Raw genomic sequence first — 17,540 nt, forward strand, 5'->3', positions numbered from 1 at the left:
CTGACCATGGAAAACTTCAAGATCGACGTCGATGCCGACGGCATCGCCCTGATCACCTTCGACGTCCCCGGACGCTCGATGAACACCCTGACCTCGGGCGTGATGGCCGAGATCCCGGAACTGGTCGAACGCATCAAGACCGATGACGCCATCAAGGGTGCGGTCCTGACGTCGGGCAAGGCCTCGGGCTTCTGCGCCGGCGCCGACCTCGGCGACATGGCCGGCGGCATGATCGGCGGCGGCGACCTGCAGGCAGCCTATGACAGCGGCTGGAAGCTGAACGGGGCCCTGCGTGCCCTCGAGACCTGCGGCAAGCCGGTGGCTGCGGCCATCAACGGCCTGGCGCTTGGCGGCGGGCTGGAGCTGACGCTGGCCTGTCACTATCGCGTGGTCGGCGACAGCCCGAAGATCCAGCTCGGCCTGCCCGAGATCAAGGTCGGCCTGTTCCCGGGCGGTGGCGGCACCCAGCGTCTGACTCGCCTGATCGGCGTGCAGGCGGCCATGATGGCCATGACCGAGGGCAAGTCCTTCCGTCCGAACGACGCCAAGGGCGCGGGCTTCATCAATGAGGTCGTCACCGCCGGCACCGAGGTCGAGGCTGCCAAGGCCTGGATCAAGGGCGGCGGCAAGGCCGTCCAGCCCTGGGACGACAAGAGCTTCAAACTGCCCGGCGGCGGCCCCTACCATCCTGCCGGCATCCAGAATTTCCTGGTCGGCAATGCGATGATCCGCAAGCAGACCTATGGCAACTATCCGGCTGCGACCAACCTGATGAAGGCCGTCTATGAAGGCGTCCAGGTCCCGATGGATGCCGCCCTGCGGATCGAGACCCGCTACTTCATCAAGACCCTGATGACCCCCCAGGCCCAGGGCATGATCCGCTCGCTGTTCCTGTCGAAACAGGATCTCGACAAGGGTGCTGTTCGTCCCGCGGGCGTGCCGAAGTCCGACCCGAAGAAGGTCACCGTCATCGGGGCCGGCATGATGGGCGCGGGCATCGCCTATGTTCAGGCCCTGGCCGGAATCGAGACCATCCTGATCGACCGCGACCAGGACGCCGCCGACAAGGGCAAGGCCCACGTCGCCGACCTGCTCAAGAAGCGCCTGTCGCGCGGCCAGATCGATCAGGCCAAGTACGACGCCCTTCTTGGTTCGGTCACCGCCACCACCGACTACGACCTGATCAAGGGCTCCGACCTGGTGATCGAGGCCGTGTTCGAGAACCGCGAGATCAAGGCCGATGTGACGAAACGTGCCGAGGCCCAGCTTGAGCCCGGTGCCGTGTTCGGCTCCAATACCTCGACCCTGCCGATCAGCGGCCTCGCGACCGCCTCGGTCCGTCCGGAAGACTTCATCGGCATCCACTTCTTCTCGCCCGTCGACAAGATGATGCTGGTCGAGATCATCCTGGGCGAAAAGACCGGCGAGGCAGCGATCGCCAAGTCGCTCGACTATGTGATGAAGATCAAGAAGACACCGATTGTCGTCAACGACGGCCGCGGCTTCTACACGTCACGCTGCTTCGGCACCTATGTCGCCGAGGGTCTGGCCATGCTGGAAGAAGGCTATGCCCCTGCCCTGATCGACAACATTGGCCGCATGACGGGCATGCCCCGCGGGCCGCTGGAAATGCATGACGACGTCGCGCTGGACCTGTCGGTCAAGATCGCCAAACAGACGGCCGAGGACCTCGGCGATGCCTATGAGCCGCTGGCCGGAGCCGAGATCGTCCGCAAGATGGTCGAGGAGCTGGGACGCTACGGCCGCAAGAACGGCAAGGGCTTCTACGACTATGACAGCAAGCCCAAGACGTTGTGGAAGGGCCTGTCCGAACTCGCTCCGGTGAAGATCAACGACTCGACCCCCGAAATGATCGCCGACCAGAAGCAGCGCCTGCTGTTCCGTCAGGCGGTCGAGGTCGCGCGCTGCTGGGAAGAGGGCGTCATCGACGATCCGCGCGAAGCCGACGTCGGTGCCATCCTGGCCTGGGGCTTCGCGCCCTGGACCGGCGGCCCGATCACCTACATCGACCAGATGGGCGCTGCGGCCTTTGTGGCCCAGGCCGATGACTATGCCGCCCGCTATGGCGACCGCTTCAAGGTCCCGCAGCTTCTGCGCGACATGGCGGCCTCCGGCGAGACCTTCTACGGCCGCTTCGCCAACCACAAGGCCGCCGCCTGATCCGACCTGTCCTCCCCATTCGCTCGCGAATGGGGAGTGGGACCGCCCGAAGAGCGGTGGAGGGGCAATCCCTCAGATGATGTCCAGCGGCTGTTCGCTGGTCGGCGGCGGAAACGCCCTGTCCAGTTCCGCATGATCCTCGGCGTCGAACTGGATCTCCAGCGCCTCGGCATTGGCCTCGACGTGCGCGACCGAGGATGCCTTGGGAATGGCGATGATCCCGTCCTGACGCAGGATGGCCGCCAGCGCGATCTGGGCCGGCGAGGCATCGTGCCGGTCAGCGATGGCGTTGATGACCGGATGCTCCAGCAGTCCCCCCCGCCCGAGCGGTGAATAGGCCATCATGGGCATGTCCCGCGACTGCATCCAGGGCAGCAGATCGAACTCAATGCCCCGTGAGCCGAGGTGATACAGCAGCTGATTGGCTGCGCAGTGCTCTCCCCCTTCGATGGCGTCCAGCCGCCGCATCGCCTTCATGTCGAGATTGGACACGCCCCACCGGGTGATCATGCCCTCGTCGACCAGTTCCTCGAAGGCGGCGACCGTCTCCTCCAGCGGCACCCGTCCCTCCCAGTGCAGCAGGTAGAGGTCCAACCGATCGGTCCCGAGCCGCTCCAGCGACTTTTCGCAGGACAGCATCATCTTCATCTCGGAGGCGTTCTCGGGCTTGACCTTGGACACCAGGAACACCTCGTCCCGCCGCCCGGCGATGACCTCGCCGACCAGCCGTTCCGACTTTCCGTTGCCATAGAGTTCGGCCGTATCGATCAGGGTGAGCCCCAGATCGATCCCGCGCGACAGGGCGGCCATCTCGGAATCGCGGGTGGCGGGATCGTCGCCGATCTCCCATGTCCCTTGGCCGAGAACCGGAACCGACGTACCGTCGGCAAAGCTGGTGATGCGTGTCATGACCGGACAAATGCACGAGGCGGGCTTCGGTGCCAGCCCTTCTCGCGGGAGCCAACATGCACACACGCCTGATCCAGACCGACGGCCTGTGCCAGCAGGTGCTGGAGGCCGGACCGGACGACGGCCCGCTGGTCCTGCTGATCCACGGCTTTCCGGAACTGGGGATCAGTTGGCGGGCCCAGGTCGAGGCGCTCGGCAATGCGGGCTATCGCGCGGTCGCGCCGGACATGCGGGGCTATGGTGGCACCGACAAACCGGCGCAGACCCTGGACTATTCGATTCTGAACCTCGTCGGAGACATGGTCGATCTGGTGCGCGCCCTGGGTCGCAGCGACTGTTTCGTGGTCGGCCATGACTGGGGCGCGCCGGTCGCCTGGCATTGCGCGCTTCTGCGACCCGACCTGTTCCGGGCGGTATTCGGACTTTCGGTTCCGTTCCAGCCCCGTCGCGCCAAGGGCCCGCCCACTCCGGCCATGACGGCGATCGCGAAACGGCTGGGACGCGGGACCCTGTACATGACCCAGTTCCAGGCCCCCGACGCCCACGCAATCTTCGAGACAGACGTGCCCTCGGCCCTGCGCAAGGGCTTCTATGCCTATGACGGCGCTGCGCCGGAGGAACGCCAGTCGACCGGCTTCATCGCCGAAGGCCAGGACTTCATTTCCGAGGTCGCCGATGACGCCACGCTTCCCCCCTGGATGAGCGCAGAGCATTTCGCCGAATACGTCACGGCCTTTTCCGCCGGCGGGTTCAAGGGACCGATGGACTGGTACCGTTGCCTTGACCTGAACTGGTCCCTGACGGCTTTCCTTCAGGACCAGAGAATCGTTGTTCCGTCTGCCTTCATGGTCGGGGAGCGCGATCCGGTGCGCCACTATGCGGGCCAGCATGAGGGCGGACTCAAGGACTGGCTGACAGATCTGCGGTCACAGACGGTGCTGCCCGGGGCCGGGCACTGGATCCAGCAGGAGCGATCTGCCGAAGTCACCGGGGCGCTCCTGAACTTTTTTGAGGACCTGCGTTCGCCGAACAACCATGGTTAAGCTTAGGAATTTTTAATCCGCGAGCGCTGTAGGCTGTCTCATGGCCCCTGGAGAGGCCTGACTGTTCACTCTTGGCCCTGCAGATCATTACCCACGTGAAACGCTCGAGCGCATGGAAACGCCGGCTGGACCCGGCCCCGACAGAGGCGTGGGCCCGCCGCACCATGGACGGGGTCACCCTCGTGGCGCTGGTGACCTTTGTCAGCCTGGTTGTCGTCCTTGTCGCGCGCGCGGCTTCCGACCCGGACGCGGGTCATGCCCTGCTGATCATTGACGCTGGCTTGATCGGATCCGGATACGTCCTGCTCGGGCAGTTTCGCAAATTCAGAAACACCGAGCGCGCCAGCCGGGCCCATGCCGAGTATCGTCTCCGGTCCGACCCGGTGACCGAACTGCCAAATGCCGAAGGCTTTGCAGAGGCAATCGCGTTCCATGGTCGCGAAGCGGCCACCTCTCAGACGGAAATCGCGATCCTGTGCATCAAGCTGGACCGGCTGAACGAAATTCACGCGCGCCTTGGCGAGGCGTGCGGGGATGAACTTCTGCGCGACCTCAGCGGGCGGCTCGTCACGTCCTTTGGCAGCAGTGGCGTGGTCGCCCGGGTCGGGGAAGACATGCTGGCTGTGCTCCATCCGGCAACCCCGGAATTCAAGGCCGCACTGGTTGGGGGAGAGATCAACCGACTGATGGATCTACCGCTGATAACCCCCATCGGCGACATGGCTGTGGCCAGCACGATCGGAGTCAACTTCCCCGCTCGGCCGATTACCTCGCCGCAGAATGCACTGAGACAAGCGCGGCTGGCTGCCGCTGCTGCCCTGACCTCGGGTGCGGCGGTTGCCTTCTTCGAGCCGTCGCTTGATCACACCCAGAGGCTTCACCTCGACCTCGAAGTCGAACTTCGTCAGGCGCTTCAGTCGGGCGGCCTCGAAATGGTCTACCAGCCCCAGATTGACGAAACCGGCGTGATCATCGGCGCGGAAGCCCTGATGCGCTGGCCGCATCCCACGCGCGGCCCGGTGTCCCCGACCCTGTTCGTGCCCCTCGCGGAGACGGCCGGGCTGGCCGAGACACTGGGGCGCTACGCCATTGAACGGTCGTTTGCGGATTCGGTCCTGTGGCCGGGGCTGAAGATCGCCATCAATGTCTCGCCGATCCAGCTCAAATCTCCGAACTTTGCCGACATGGTCAGCAGCTTGCTGGTCCAGTACGGCGTCAGGGCGAGTCATTTCGAGTTCGAGATCACCGAGGGCGTCCTGCTCCGTGCGGAGCCGGTCGTGCTCGACAACCTGGAACAGTTGCGGCGGATGGGCTTCCAGATCGCGCTGGACGATTTCGGGACCGGCTATTCCAGCCTGGGCTATCTGAGCCGGCTGCCGGTGGACAAGATCAAGATTGATCGCTGTTTCGTCACGCCGCTGGGTGAGCGCAAGGACGCCACCATGATCATCCGCGCCATCAGCGACCTGTCGATTGCCCTTGGCGTCAAATTGTTGGCGGAGGGCGTAGAAACGCGTGCCCAGCTGGACATCCTGCGAGCCGAGGGATGCAACCAGGCCCAGGGCCATCTGATCGGGCATCCGATGACGCCGGACCAGATCACGGCCTTGCTCGAACTGTCCCCCGAAGCCCGGGACGCCCAGGACAGGTCTGCGGCGTAAAACGGAAGGCGGCCGAGCCGGAACCTGAAAGGGCCTCAGACCGGATCGGTCGGCTTCGGCTCGACGGGCCCTGTGGTCGTCGCATTGATCGACGGCTCGTCCGGCAGGGGGATGAATTCAAGATCATCCTCGGCAGGCAGGGACATCCGGCCCGCCTGCCAGTCCGCCTTGGCGGCATCGATGCGGGCCTGAGACGAGGCCACGAAATTCCACCAGATCAATCGCTCCCCGACCGGCTCGCCGCCCAGGGCCATCACCGTGGACGGTGTGACAGACTTCACGGTCGGCTCGGCGTTTGGGTCCAGAACGATCAACTGACCGGCATGGAACTCCCGGTCACCCACCTCGATCGTGCCCTTGGCAACAAACAGCGCCCGCTCGGAATAGCCGCCCGCCCCCTTGCCAGGCGGCGGTGCCGTGCGGACCCCGGCCTGCAGGTCCCAGTGGACATAGAACAGAGGTGATTCCCCCTGGACAGAAGCACTGGCTCCATAGGCCTCTCCTGCCACGAGCCGCGCGAACAGCCCGCCGTGGTCATAGGCCGGAAGATCGTCCTCGCCGTAGTGAAGGAAGGCCGGATCGCAGTCCTCCCTGTGGTCCGGCAGGGCGATCCATGCCTGCATCCCATGCATGGGCCCGCCGGTTGCCTTCTTCAGCGGATCGGTCCGTTCGGAATGGACGATGCCCTTGCCTGCCGTCATCCAGTTCACCTCGCCGGGCCGGATGGCCTGGGTGGCCCCGGTGTTGTCCCGGTGCATGATCTCGCCCTCGAACAGATAGGTCAGGGTCGACAGGCCGATGTGCGGATGAGGCCTCACATTGATCGCCTCGGACCCGGCTGCAAACTCCGCAGGGCCCATCTGGTCCAGGAAGATGAACGGCCCGACCATGCGACGCCGCGCATACGGCAGGATCCGCCCCACCTCGAACCCGCCCAGATCCTTGCGGCGGGCGTCGATCACCATCTCGATCATGGGCAGTTCCTCGGTCTTCAGTTGGCGACGTGGGGGGTGATGATCCCCAGGGGCAGGGCCGTCACATTCTTGACGCCGCGGGTCACGATATGGCTCGCACAGTCGGAAACGATGCCCAGGGTCAACAGTTTCTCGCGCAGGAATTTATCGAAGGCATGCATGTCCGACGTGATGATCCGCAGCACATAATCCTCGCGGCCGGTGATCGTCGCGCACTGGACGACCTCAGGCCATTTGGCGACGGCGGCTTCGAAGATATCGAGATTCTCGGACGAGGGCAGGCTCAGCTTGACGATGGCATAGACCTCGAAATCCAGTCCCAGCAGCGCTGCGTCCAGCAGGGTGACCCGCTTGCGGATCAGACCGGAATCCTCCAGTCTCTTGATGCGCCGCCAGCAGGGCGAGGCCGACAAGCCCACGCGATCAGCCACCTCCGCGACCGACAGCCCCGCATCCTGCTGCAGGATATCCAGGATGCGGGCGTCGATGGGGTCGAGGTCGTCAGCCAAAGCGTTTCTCCATTTCTTGTTATGGCGCAACAAAATACCCTAAAACGGCACATTGCAAGGTCAGATTTGGAAGAGCCTCGGAACCCATGCCATGCTAATGGGCTTGCAACGAGGAAGCGCGGTCGGATCAACCGGACGGCAAGGACGAATGACAAAGAATAGCCAACCGCTGAGCCTGCGCGTGCCGGAGCCTTCGGGCCGTCCGGGCGACGCGCCTGATTTTTCGCACCTGATCCTGGACGCAGCCGGTGCGGTCGACCGCCCCGACGTCGGGTCAAAACCGTTCGACATGCGCGATCATGCTTTCCGGCTTGTCCGCGTGCTGGATGACGAAGGCCAGGCCGTCGGGCCATGGAACCCACGTCTGGATGCCGAGACCCTGCGTCGGGGTCTGAAGGCCATGATTCTGACCCGCGCCTTCGACGACCGGATGCACCGCGCCCACCGCCAGGGCAAGACCAGCTTCTACATGAAATGCACCGGCGAGGAGGCCATCGCCGTGGCCCAGGGCATGATCCTCAGCCGCGAGGACATGGGCTTTCCGACCTATCGCCAGCAGGGCCTGCTGATCGCGCGCGGCTATCCGCTGACGGCGATGATGAACCAGATCTATTCCAACGCCGAAGACCCCATCAAGGGTCGCCAGTTGCCGATCATGTATTCGGCCAGGGACTATGGCTTCTTCACCATCAGCGGCAATCTGGGCACCCAGGTGCCCCAGGCCGTGGGCTGGGCCATGGCCAGCGCCTACAAGGGCGACGACAAGATCGCCATCACCTGGATTGGCGACGGGGCTACGGCCGAAGGCGACTTCCACAACGCCCTGACCTTCGCCTCGGTCTACCGGGCCCCGGTGATCCTGAACATCGTCAACAACCAGTGGGCCATCAGCTCCTTCCAGGGCATCGCGGGCGGGCTGGAGACGACCTTCGCATCCAAGGCCATCGGCTATGGCCTGCCGGCCCTGCGGGTGGACGGCAACGACTTCCTTGCCGTCTGGGCCGCGACCCAGTGGGCCGAGGAACGCGCCCGCTCGAACCAGGGCGCGACGGTGATCGAGCTGTTCACCTATCGCGGCGCACCGCATTCGACCTCTGATGATCCCAGCCGTTACCGCCCGGGCGACGAGCACGAGAAATGGCCGCTGGGCGATCCGGTCGCGCGTCTGAAGCAGCACCTGATCGCGCTCGGAGAATGGTCCGACGATCAGCAGACCGAAGCCGAGGCCGAGGCCGTCGCCCAGGTCCGGGAAGCTGGCAAACAGTCCGAATCCATCGGCACCCTTGGCCAGTCGCGTCCGTCGGTGAAGACCATGTTCGAGGAGGTCTATGCGACCGAGGACTGGCGTCTGACCGAGCAGCGTCGCGAGGTGGGCGTATGATCCCCCCGGTCCGATCATCCCGGCGCACGCCGGGACCCAGGGCTTTGGATGTGATGACCTCGCCGTTCAGCCCTGTCGTCGATCCTGCGCACAGTCCCTCACACAAGACCTGGGTCCCGGCTTTCGCCGGGATGAGCGGTGAGCTTTGATGACCGATACCGTCTTCACCGAGTCCGACCGCACCGACGGCATCGCGCCGGACATGGCCGATCAGGACACTGCCCCAGCCTCGGTCGCGCCCGCCGCGGATGGCGTGGTGCCCATGAACATGATCCAGGCCCTGAACTCGGCCCTGCACGTCAAGATGGCCGAGGATCCCAATGTCCTGAGCTTCGGCGAGGACGCGGGCTATTTCGGCGGTGTGTTCCGCGTGACGGATCAACTGCAGCAGAAGCATGGCCTGACGCGCAGCTTCGACGCCCCGATCAGCGAATGCGGCATCGTTGCCGCCGCCATCGGCATGGGGGCCTACGGCCTGCGTCCGGTGGTCGAGATCCAGTTCGCCGACTACATCTATCCGGCCTACGACCAGATCGTCTCCGAAGCGGCCAAGATGCGCTATCGCTCGGGCGGCCAGTTCACCAGCCCGATCGTGGTCCGCAGCCCCTATGGCGGCGGCATCTTCGGGGGCCAGACCCACTCCCAGAGCCCCGAGAGCCTGTTTACCCACATCGCCGGGCTGAAGGTCGTCATTCCGTCCAACCCCTATGACGCCAAGGGCCTGCTGACGGCCGCCATCGAGGATGATGATCCGGTCATCTTCCTGGAGCCCAAACGTCTCTACAACGGGCCCTTCGACGGCTGGCACCAGAAGCCGGTCTCGCCCTGGAAGGCCCAGGCCTCGGCCCAGGTCCCGACCGGCAAATACACCGTGCCGATCGGCAAGGCGGCTGTGGTCCGCGAGGGCTCCGACGTCACCATCCTGTGCTACGGCACCATGGTCTGGGTCAGCCTGGCCGGCGCCGAACATGCCGGCGTCGACGCCGAAGTGATCGACCTGCGTACCCTTGTCCCGCTCGACATCGAAACCATCGAGGCCAGTGTGAAGAAGACCGGTCGCTGCGTGATCGTGCATGAAGCGCCGAAAACCTCCGGGTTCGGCGGCGAACTGTCCGCCCTCGTCCAGGAGCGCTGTTTCTATCATCTGGAGGCCCCCATCGCCCGCGTCACCGGCTGGGACACCCCGTATCCGCATGCCTTCGAATGGGAGTATTTCCCCGGTCCCGAACGCGTCGCCACGGCGCTGAAATCGGTCATGAGCGGGGGAGCCCGCTGATGGGACGCCATGTGTTCAAACTGCCCGACGTGGGCGAAGGCACCGCTGAGGCCGAACTGGTCGGCTGGCACGTCAAGGTCGGTGACCGCGTCGAGGAGGACCAGATCCTCGCCGACATCATGACCGACAAGGCCACCGTCGAACTGACCTCGCCCGTCGCTGGCGTCGTCACGGCCCTGCACGGCGAGCCCGGGGTGATGTCGCCTGTGGGTTCGGCCCTGGTCGAGTTCGAGGTCGAGGACGCGGGGAATGCGTCTGCGGAATCATCGTCTCCTTTCCCCCTCGAGGGGGGAAGGGCCGGGGATGGGGGTGGGGGCACCCTGCCTCACGTAAGCCCGCAAGACTCCGCCGATGCCTCGGTGTCTGATCGTACGCACCCTGCCGCCACCCCCACCCAACCCTCCCCCCTCGAGGGGGAGGGCTCGAACACAGCGCTCGCCGGAAACTACGTCTTCAAACTGCCCGACGTCGGCGAGGGCACGGCCGAGGCCGAGCTGGTCGCCTGGCACGTCAAGGTCGGCGACGCGGTCGAGGAAGACCAGCTTCTGGCCGAGGTGATGACCGACAAGGCCACCGTCGAACTGACCTCGCCCGTCTCCGGCACGGTCGCCGCCTTGCATGGCGAGGCGGGTCATCAGGTCCCCGTCGGCGGACCGCTGGTGTCATTTGATGTCGCGGGCAAGGGAAACCGTCCCGCTGCTCCCGTCGCAGCGCCCACCAGCCCCTCCACCGCTTCGCGGTCCCCCTCCCCCGTCGCAAGCGCGACCGGGGAGGACAAGGTCGCCGCCGCATCTCCTCCCCGTCCGAAGGATGGGGAGGGGGACCGCGCCAGCGGTGGAGGGGCTGTGGCCGCATCACCGGCCCGCACCGCCCAGACCCCCGGCGTCCGCCCCCTCGCCTCGCCCGCCGTACGCAAGCGCGCGCGCGATCTCGGGATCGAGTTACAGTCCGTGGCAGGCTCCGGTCCGGCGGGACGGATCGATCATGCCGATCTCGATGCCTTCCTGGCCACCGGCGGCCAGCTACCGTCCGCTCCCGGAGCATCCCCGTCCTCGGCCTATACTCGGGCAGAGGGCACGACCGAAGTCCGCATCATCGGCCTGCGCCGCAAGATCGCGGAGAAGATGGCCGAGAGCGTCCGGCGCATCCCCCACATCACCTATGTGGAAGAGATCGACGTCACGGCTCTGGAAGAGCTTCGCGCCCATCTGAACGCCCGGGGCAAGACGACCGGAAAGGCGAAACTGAACGTCCTGCCCTTCATCGCCCGCGCCATCGTCGTGGCCCTGCGCGACCAGCCCCAGATCAACTCCACGTATGATGACGAGGCCGGGATCCTGACCCAGCATGCCGCCGTCCATCTCGGCATCGCTGCCCAGACGCCGAACGGGCTGATGGTGCCGGTGGTGCGGCACGCCGAGTCCCGCGATCCCTATGATACGGCGCTGGAAATCGCCCGCGTTTCGGGGGCGGCAAAGGACGGCTCGGCCAAGCGCGAGGAGCTGTCGGGCTCGACCATCACCATCACTTCGCTGGGCACCTTGGGCGGTCTGGTCCACACCCCCATCATCAACCACCCCGAGGTCGCGATCGTCGGTCCCAACAAGATCGAGGAACGGGTCGTGGTCCGGGACGGCCAGATGGTCGTTCGCAAGATGATGAATCTGTCCTCCAGCTTCGATCACCGCATCGTCGACGGCCACGACGCCGCCGTCTTCGTCCAGCGGATCAAGGGTCTGCTGGAGCATCCCGCGACCCTGTGGATGGACTGAGGCGCTGTCTTCTCCCGTTCGGGGACGATGACAGACGCAGACTGACGACTGAGGGGCGGGCTCCGGTCCGCCCCCTCACCCCTGAACGAGACGAGTCATGCAGCAGATCAAAGCCAAAGTCCTGATCATCGGCGCCGGAACGGGCGGCTATGTCGCCGGCATCCGTTGTGGCCAGCTGGGCCTCGACACCGTTCTGGTGGATGGCGGTGACGGCCTGGGCGGGACCTGCCTGAATGTCGGCTGCATCCCCTCCAAGGCGATCATCCACGCCGCCTCGAAATTCGAAACCGTCGCCAAGGCGGCATCGGGCGGCACCCTGGGCATCACGGCGGCCACGCCCGCCATCGACCTGAGCCAGACCGTCGCCTGGAAGGACGGGATCGTCCGCAAGCTGAACGCCGGCGTCGGTGCCCTGCTGAAGAAGTCGAAGGTCCGGGTCATCAAGGGCTGGGCGAACTTTTCCGACGCCAAGACCTGCCGCGTCGAGACGGCCGACGGCCCCATGACCATCACGGCCGAACACGTCATCCTTGCCACCGGGTCGGAGCCGGTCGAACTCCCCTTCCTGCCGTTCGGTGGCGACGTCCTATCCTCGACCGAGGCCCTGTCGCTGGACGCCGTGCCCGGGAAACTGGTCGTCGTCGGCGGCGGCTATATCGGGCTGGAACTGGGCATCGCCTTCCGCAAGCTGGGCGCACAGGTCGCCATCGTCGAAATGGCCGACCGTATCCTGCCGCTCTACGACAAGGCCCTGACCGACCCCGTCGCGAAATGGCTCGAGAAACACGGTGTCGAACTCCACCTCGGGGCGCGGGCCGGCGGCTTCGGCGACGGGAAACTGTCGATCACCACCCGCGACGGCGAACCGCTCCAGCTTGAGGCGGACAAGGTGCTGGTCACCGTGGGCCGCCGGCCCCGCACCGCGGGCTGGGGCCTGGAAAACATGGGCGTCGCCATGGCCGGTCCGTTCGTGAAGATCGACGACCGCTGCGCCACCTCGATGCGCAATGTCTGGGCCGTCGGCGACCTGACCGGCGAACCGATGCTGGCACACAAGGGATCGGCCCAGGGCGAGGTCGTGGCCGAGATCATTGCCGGCCATGACCGCCGTTTCGACCCCGTCACCATCGCCGCCGTGTGTTTCACCGAGCCCGAGATCGTCTCCGCCGGCCTCGGCCCTCTGGACGTCGAGGGGCGTGACGATGTCATCACCTCGGTCTTCCCGCTCGCCGCCATCGGCCGGGCCCTGGCCATCGAGGCCGGCGAGGACGGCGGCTTCGTGCGGGTGCTGGCGTCCAAGACCGATCACCGCCTTCTGGGCATCCAGGCCGTCGGCCAGCATGTCGCCGAATTAACCAACAGCTTTGCCCAGATGCTGGAGATGGGGGCCGTCCTGGAAGACGTCGCCGGCGTCATCCACGTGCACCCGACCCTTGGCGAAGCCTTCCACGAGGCCAGCCTGCGCGCGCTGGGACACGCCATCCACATCTGACGGACGTGTTGGGCCGGAATGCGATGGCGGATGGAATGGTCACGCTTTTACTCTCCGTCCATTCGCCTTAGGATGGTATGCTGCGAACTGCGCGGCGTCTTGTGAACGTGATCCTCATGTCCGTGAGCCTCATTCGACTTTCCGGCGTCATCATGACGCTGGTCGCAACCTCTGCGTCAGCGCAGGAGCCCTTGCCCGCCGACTGGGACGTTTTACGCGAACCCTCCAGAAAGCTCGTCATGGCCCATACCGGTTTCGATGTGGGCCTGGGCATTGCCGTTCGGTGTGTCGATGGCGGACTGGAGGCCCTGATCTCGGGCCTGCCGTCAAACACGGACGAGCAACGCACGATCGGTGTCGCCTTTGCTGGCGATGATGACATCACCGACCAGCAATGGAACGTCGCCGTCGACCCCACCATCGCCGTCAGCAACATGCCTGCGCCTTTTGCGAGAAAGCTGCGGAACGGAGGCAAACTTCAACTGCGCATCGCGGGTGGGGCTGAAGATGGCCGAAATCTGCGTTACGTCCTTGACCTCCCGGCGTCCAATGCAGCGATCGATGAAACCTTGACTGCATGCGATCGTCCGCTCGTCGATCCGCGCGACGCCGCCTGGGCCGACGTCGGCGACAATGGCTTGCCGACCAACCTGCAATGGCTCAAGCGACCCCGCCCGACCTATCCCGGCGTTCCGAGGTACGAGCGCGGCTTTGCGGTGGTAACCTGTATCGCCGATCCGGAAGGCCGCCCGCAGGATTGCGTCGTCGAAACGGAACACCCTCGCGATGCCGGTTTCGGCCAGGCGACGTTGAGGGCTGCGCGCGAGGCTCGCCTCACCAACAGTTTGAACCCGGATGCGCCGATCACGCCGTCGCGTTTCAACTTTCGGGTAAACTACAATGTCGGCAACGGCCCGGTGGGCCCAGTGACACCCTCGCGTATCCGCCGGCCGAACTAAGGCCCGTCAGTTCGGCCGGATGACCTGTTCCGAGAACCGGGCCATCTCCTCCTCCTGCGGCGACATCTGCAGCAGGACGAGGTCCAGACCGGCGGCTTCGAACTCTTCGATCCGTTCACGGACGGTTTCGGGCGTGCCGACGAAGCCGGGCCGCAGCCCGCGGTTGGAGACGCTGTATTCGCGGATCTTCAGCTCGCGCTCCAGCTCTGTCCCCGACAGCCACTGGTCGAAGTTCGCAAAGCCTGCGGGCGGGGTGCCATCGGCCAGTCCGGGGATGGTGGTGATCCGCTCCAGTTCGCGCTCCGCCTCGGCCTGGGTGTCGCGGACGATCGCATAGCCGGCCATGCCATACTGCATCGGCGGCAGGCCAAAGGCCTCGCGGCGGGCCTTCATGTCGGCCACCTTGCCCGCGATGAAGGCCGGTTCGTCGCCATGCATGACATAGGCGTCGCAGTGCCGGGCGATCAGCGTCTTGGCCGCCTCGCTCTCACCCCCGGCGTAGACCACCGGACGCGGCCGGTCTGCGGTCGCGGATGGCTTGGGCTCCACGATCGCATCCTTCAGCGTGTAGAACCGCCCCTCGAAATCGACCCGCGGCTCGGTCCACAGCCGCGACAGGATGGTCAGCCATTCCTCGGTCCGGCCATAGCGGTCGTCATGCTGGTCGAACTGCAGGCCATAGCTCTCCGCCTCCTTGGCCCACCAGGACGAGACGACGTTCAGCGCCAGCCGCCCGTTCGAGATCCGGTCCACGTTCGCCGCCTGTTTCGCGAACAGCGCGGGCTGGTGAAAGTTCGGGCGCACCGCGACCATCAGTTCGATCGTCTCGGTGATCGCCGCCAGGGCTGCCGCACTGGACCAGGCATCCAGGGCCGGAGCCTCGATTCCCTTGATGTCGTTCAGGTTCAGCTCGGCAATCAGGGTCAGGTCATAGCCCTGAGTCTCCGACGCCTTCACCAGCCGCGACAGGTTTTCCCACGACGCCTCGCGCTCGTCCGGGACATTGCGCAGCCAGCCGCCGAAGACGGGGGCCCAGTATCCGTATCTCATGCCTTCACTCCAAGCGCACGGGCGGCCTTCTGTTCGGCCACGATGCCCTTCAGCCAGTCGACCAGGGCGTCGTGCGGCTCGAAGCCGAGGACCTCCATCGGCCTGGCCACGAAATTCGACAGGGCATTGATGTCATAGAACAGGACGCTGCCGTCCCGTTCATCGACCAGATATTCCACCGAGCCGATCTCGAGATGTCCGGCCGCTGCGATCCGCTCGACCGCATCCACGATTTCGGCCGACGGCTCGACCCGGGTCATGGTCAGGGCCGCCGCCCCCGGTCGCACCATACAGGCGTCGGCGGGGCACAGGTCGAAGGTGTCGCCGGGGCTCTCGACGTCCAGCGCATACAGGACCTTGCCCGCCAGGGTCTCGACCCGGGTGATCTTGCCCCCGACGCGCGGCGCATACTCCTGGATGAGCGAGATGCCGTTGACCCCCGCCGGGGCCGAACGTTCGGCCGCCGCCGTCACCAGGTCCTCGGGCGTGTCATAGCGGACGATGCCCGATCCGGACCCGCCGATGTCGGCCTTGACCAGGACCGGGAACCGCAGCCCCTCCGCCGCCGCCGGCAGGTCGGCCTGACGGTGCGCCACCCGCGTCGCCGGCCCCTTCAGCCCCAGCCGCGCGATCAGGCTCAGCTGCCGCGCCTTGGAGGTGTCGATCGGCAGGGCCGAGGCATTGACCACCCGCGTCCCCTGCCCCACCCAGTGCTCGAACAGGCTCTGGGCATAGAAGATCGGATGTTCGGGATCGCGCAGGAAGGACGACATCGCCACCCGGCTGAAGACCACGGTCGCCGGCGCCGGCGACCCCGCCGGATCGAACCCGTGTCCGGCCAGCGGCACCTTCACATACGAGACCCCCGCCCGCTCCAGCGCCGCGAACAGCGGCTCGAACCATTCTGGGTGTTCATAGACGATGGCGAGATCGGGCAAGGTGTCGGACATGAGCGCCATGTGCGTTACACCACGATGAAACGCAAGGGGTCCTCGCTCAAACCCGCGCGGCGGATTGACCCCGCGCGGCTGCCCACGCTAGTGAACCCCCCTGCCGAGACAAGACCTCAGCCTGTGCGGGCGTGGTGGAACTGGTAGACGCGCCGGACTCAAAATCCGGTTCCGAAAGGAGTGTCGGTTCGATTCCGACCGCCCGCACCATCAATCCCTGTAGGGATTTAGTCGGCTCCTGAGAGGAACGGCTTGAGAACTAAACTAGCGTCCGTGTAAATCCTGTGTAGCGAGGGTTCACGCGGCGTTCTGCCGAAGGGTTCGCTCCAAGGCCCTCATGGCTTCATCCACGTGCGCGTTGCTGACGTGAGTGTATCGCAGAACCATCTGGATCGTCTTGTGCCCGCTGATCTGCTGCACCGTCGCCAGTGGGACGCCCTGTTCAATCAACCGGGTGATCGCAGTGTGCCGCATGACGTGGGGCGTGATGACTTTGGGGTTCAGCCCGGCAGCGATGACCGCGCGCTGAAATGCCTTGCTGATCTTGACTGTATGCATCGACTTCGACCGGCTGTGGCGGGCAGGAAAGATCCATCCTTCTGGGTCATCACGCTCGCCCCTAACTCTTTTCAATACTGCAAGGAGATCGTTCGTCAGGGGCTGATGCCGCATCCCCGCCTTGGCATCGGGAATGAATAGCCGTTGGGTCGTCCAATCGATCTGATCGAATCGCGCTGATGTAATCTCCGAGTGGCGCATCGCCGTGTTCAGACCGAACTCAACGAACAGCCAAAGATCGGGGTGCGGATCTTGGATGGCGGCTCGCCGTAGAGCGACGATTTGATCGCCTTGAAGCGTGACGATCCGGCCCTGCGGTTCATCCAACTTAGGAATTCGACAAGGAACTTTGGGGATACGCTTGCGCCGGACTGCGGTGCTGATGATGTGGCTTAGAGTTGCCAACTCGCGATTTACTGTCGCGGGCGACGCCCCCTCATCCAACCGCGACCGGGAGTAACGTCCAACATGCTCCTCAGTTAGTGCCTCAACGCATTGATCAGTAAGATATGGCTTAAGACGGCGGTTGATTTGGGGCCGCTTGCTTGTCAAGTTTTTGCCGTTGGTCGCCTCCATCTCTAAGAGGTACCAATCGGCGAGTTCGCCAAAACGGACTTGCGTTTTGCGCCCGACAGGCAATGCGGAAGTCCCAAAGAGTATATCGGCCTTTAGGGCCTCTATGCAGGCCTCGCACTTCTTGATCGTCCAGCCTTCACTGGTGAGCCCAAGAACGAGGTGGATGCGCTTCCGATGGTGCATGAACTCTATCCTCCAACGGGCGTCTCCTGCCAGCTTCTCTCCGACGATGCCGTGCTCCCTTATCAT

Annotated in this window: 14 protein-coding genes and 1 tRNA gene; 9 read left to right on the forward strand and 6 right to left on the reverse strand. The window is 65.1% G+C overall.

Features of this window, described 5'->3' with window-relative positions:
• The first annotated feature begins 6 nt into the window (after positions 1-6).
• On the forward strand, positions 7-2,181 hold the full coding sequence (locus tag GGR13_RS01875; protein WP_183211757.1) for a 3-hydroxyacyl-CoA dehydrogenase NAD-binding domain-containing protein: 2,175 nt from the start codon (positions 7-9) through the stop codon (positions 2,179-2,181).
• 72 nt (positions 2,182-2,253) lie between these two features.
• Here GGR13_RS01875 and GGR13_RS01880 read toward each other — a convergent pair whose 3' ends face one another.
• Complete coding sequence (locus GGR13_RS01880) at positions 2,254-3,090, reverse strand: aldo/keto reductase (RefSeq protein ID WP_183211758.1); 837 nt, start codon at positions 3,088-3,090, stop codon at positions 2,254-2,256.
• Positions 3,091-3,146: 56 nt separating this feature from the next.
• Here GGR13_RS01880 and GGR13_RS01885 point away from each other — a divergent pair, with 56 nt between their 5' ends.
• Together GGR13_RS01885 and GGR13_RS01890 are read left to right on the forward strand one after the other, a co-directional pair.
• On the forward strand, positions 3,147-4,133 hold the full coding sequence (locus GGR13_RS01885) for an alpha/beta fold hydrolase (RefSeq protein ID WP_183211759.1): 987 nt from the start codon (positions 3,147-3,149) through the stop codon (positions 4,131-4,133).
• A gap of 71 nt (positions 4,134-4,204) precedes the next feature.
• Positions 4,205-5,794 carry a putative bifunctional diguanylate cyclase/phosphodiesterase gene (locus GGR13_RS01890; RefSeq protein ID WP_183211760.1) on the forward strand — a complete coding sequence of 530 codons (1,590 nt, stop codon included), beginning with the start codon at positions 4,205-4,207 and terminating at the stop codon, positions 5,792-5,794.
• Positions 5,795-5,829: 35 nt separating this feature from the next.
• Here the strand turns inward: GGR13_RS01890 and GGR13_RS01895 are convergent, their stop codons facing one another.
• Both GGR13_RS01895 and GGR13_RS01900 read right to left on the reverse strand, forming a co-directional pair.
• On the reverse strand, positions 5,830-6,768 hold the full coding sequence (locus tag GGR13_RS01895) for a pirin family protein (RefSeq protein ID WP_183211761.1): 939 nt from the start codon (positions 6,766-6,768) through the stop codon (positions 5,830-5,832).
• 17 nt (positions 6,769-6,785) lie between these two features.
• Positions 6,786-7,277 carry an Lrp/AsnC family transcriptional regulator gene (locus GGR13_RS01900; protein ID WP_183211762.1) on the reverse strand — a complete coding sequence of 164 codons (492 nt, stop codon included), beginning with the start codon at positions 7,275-7,277 and terminating at the stop codon, positions 6,786-6,788.
• Positions 7,278-7,425: 148 nt separating this feature from the next.
• Between GGR13_RS01900 and GGR13_RS01905 the strand changes: the two genes are divergently transcribed.
• From GGR13_RS01905 to GGR13_RS01925, 5 genes are all read left to right on the forward strand, one after another.
• Positions 7,426-8,658, forward strand: a complete 1,233-nt coding sequence (locus tag GGR13_RS01905; RefSeq protein WP_183211763.1) for a 3-methyl-2-oxobutanoate dehydrogenase (2-methylpropanoyl-transferring) subunit alpha — start codon at positions 7,426-7,428, stop codon at positions 8,656-8,658.
• 148 nt (positions 8,659-8,806) lie between these two features.
• Entirely contained in the window at positions 8,807-9,934 is a 1,128-nt protein-coding gene (locus tag GGR13_RS01910) for an alpha-ketoacid dehydrogenase subunit beta (protein ID WP_221230371.1), read from the forward strand.
• A complete protein-coding gene (locus GGR13_RS01915) occupies positions 9,934-11,706 on the forward strand; it encodes a 2-oxo acid dehydrogenase subunit E2 (RefSeq protein WP_183211764.1) in 1,773 nt (590 codons plus the stop codon). The genes GGR13_RS01910 and GGR13_RS01915 overlap by 1 nt, the downstream gene beginning before the upstream one ends.
• 97 nt (positions 11,707-11,803) lie before the next feature.
• Positions 11,804-13,198 carry a dihydrolipoyl dehydrogenase gene (lpdA, locus tag GGR13_RS01920; protein WP_183211765.1) on the forward strand — a complete coding sequence of 465 codons (1,395 nt, stop codon included), beginning with the start codon at positions 11,804-11,806 and terminating at the stop codon, positions 13,196-13,198.
• A 122-nt stretch (positions 13,199-13,320) separates the two neighbouring features.
• On the forward strand, positions 13,321-14,157 hold the full coding sequence (locus tag GGR13_RS01925; RefSeq protein ID WP_183211766.1) for a hypothetical protein: 837 nt from the start codon (positions 13,321-13,323) through the stop codon (positions 14,155-14,157).
• A 6-nt stretch (positions 14,158-14,163) separates the two neighbouring features.
• On the opposite strand, the gene GGR13_RS01930 is transcribed toward GGR13_RS01925, so the two are convergent.
• Positions 14,164-15,207, reverse strand: a complete 1,044-nt coding sequence (locus GGR13_RS01930; RefSeq protein WP_183211767.1) for an LLM class flavin-dependent oxidoreductase — start codon at positions 15,205-15,207, stop codon at positions 14,164-14,166.
• Positions 15,204-16,157: an ATP-grasp domain-containing protein gene (locus tag GGR13_RS01935; protein ID WP_183211768.1), complete on the reverse strand. Its 954-nt coding sequence runs from the start codon at positions 16,155-16,157 to the stop codon at positions 15,204-15,206. The genes GGR13_RS01930 and GGR13_RS01935 overlap by 4 nt, the downstream gene beginning before the upstream one ends.
• 125 nt (positions 16,158-16,282) lie before the next feature.
• Between GGR13_RS01935 and GGR13_RS01940 the strand changes: the two genes are divergently transcribed.
• Positions 16,283-16,367, forward strand: a tRNA-Leu gene (locus GGR13_RS01940).
• Positions 16,368-16,454: 87 nt separating this feature from the next.
• Here GGR13_RS01940 and GGR13_RS01945 read toward each other — a convergent pair.
• On the reverse strand, positions 16,455-17,474 hold the full coding sequence (locus GGR13_RS01945) for a tyrosine-type recombinase/integrase (RefSeq protein ID WP_183211769.1): 1,020 nt from the start codon (positions 17,472-17,474) through the stop codon (positions 16,455-16,457).
• Positions 17,475-17,540 lie beyond the last annotated feature (66 nt).

Origin of the sequence: Brevundimonas variabilis (genome assembly GCF_014199945.1) — a bacterium.
In the GTDB taxonomy this organism is placed as follows: Bacteria; Pseudomonadota; Alphaproteobacteria; order Caulobacterales; family Caulobacteraceae; genus Brevundimonas; species Brevundimonas variabilis.

Coding starts and splice junctions, on each gene's coding strand:
- lpdA (WP_183211765.1), top strand. CDS start 11,804: ATGCAGCAGATCAAAGCCAAAGTCCTGATCATCGGCGCCGGAACGGGC.
- GGR13_RS01905 (WP_183211763.1), top strand. CDS start 7,426: ATGACAAAGAATAGCCAACCGCTGAGCCTGCGCGTGCCGGAGCCTTCG.
- GGR13_RS01885 (WP_183211759.1), top strand. CDS start 3,147: ATGCACACACGCCTGATCCAGACCGACGGCCTGTGCCAGCAGGTGCTG.
- GGR13_RS01930 (WP_183211767.1), bottom strand. CDS start 15,207: ATGAGATACGGATACTGGGCCCCCGTCTTCGGCGGCTGGCTGCGCAAT.
- GGR13_RS01910 (WP_221230371.1), top strand. CDS start 8,807: ATGACCGATACCGTCTTCACCGAGTCCGACCGCACCGACGGCATCGCG.
- GGR13_RS01875 (WP_183211757.1), top strand. CDS start 7: ATGGAAAACTTCAAGATCGACGTCGATGCCGACGGCATCGCCCTGATC.
- GGR13_RS01895 (WP_183211761.1), bottom strand. CDS start 6,768: ATGATCGAGATGGTGATCGACGCCCGCCGCAAGGATCTGGGCGGGTTC.
- GGR13_RS01945 (WP_183211769.1), bottom strand. CDS start 17,474: ATGCACCATCGGAAGCGCATCCACCTCGTTCTTGGGCTCACCAGTGAA.
- GGR13_RS01880 (WP_183211758.1), bottom strand. CDS start 3,090: ATGACACGCATCACCAGCTTTGCCGACGGTACGTCGGTTCCGGTTCTC.
- GGR13_RS01915 (WP_183211764.1), top strand. CDS start 9,934: ATGGGACGCCATGTGTTCAAACTGCCCGACGTGGGCGAAGGCACCGCT.
- GGR13_RS01935 (WP_183211768.1), bottom strand. CDS start 16,157: ATGTCCGACACCTTGCCCGATCTCGCCATCGTCTATGAACACCCAGAA.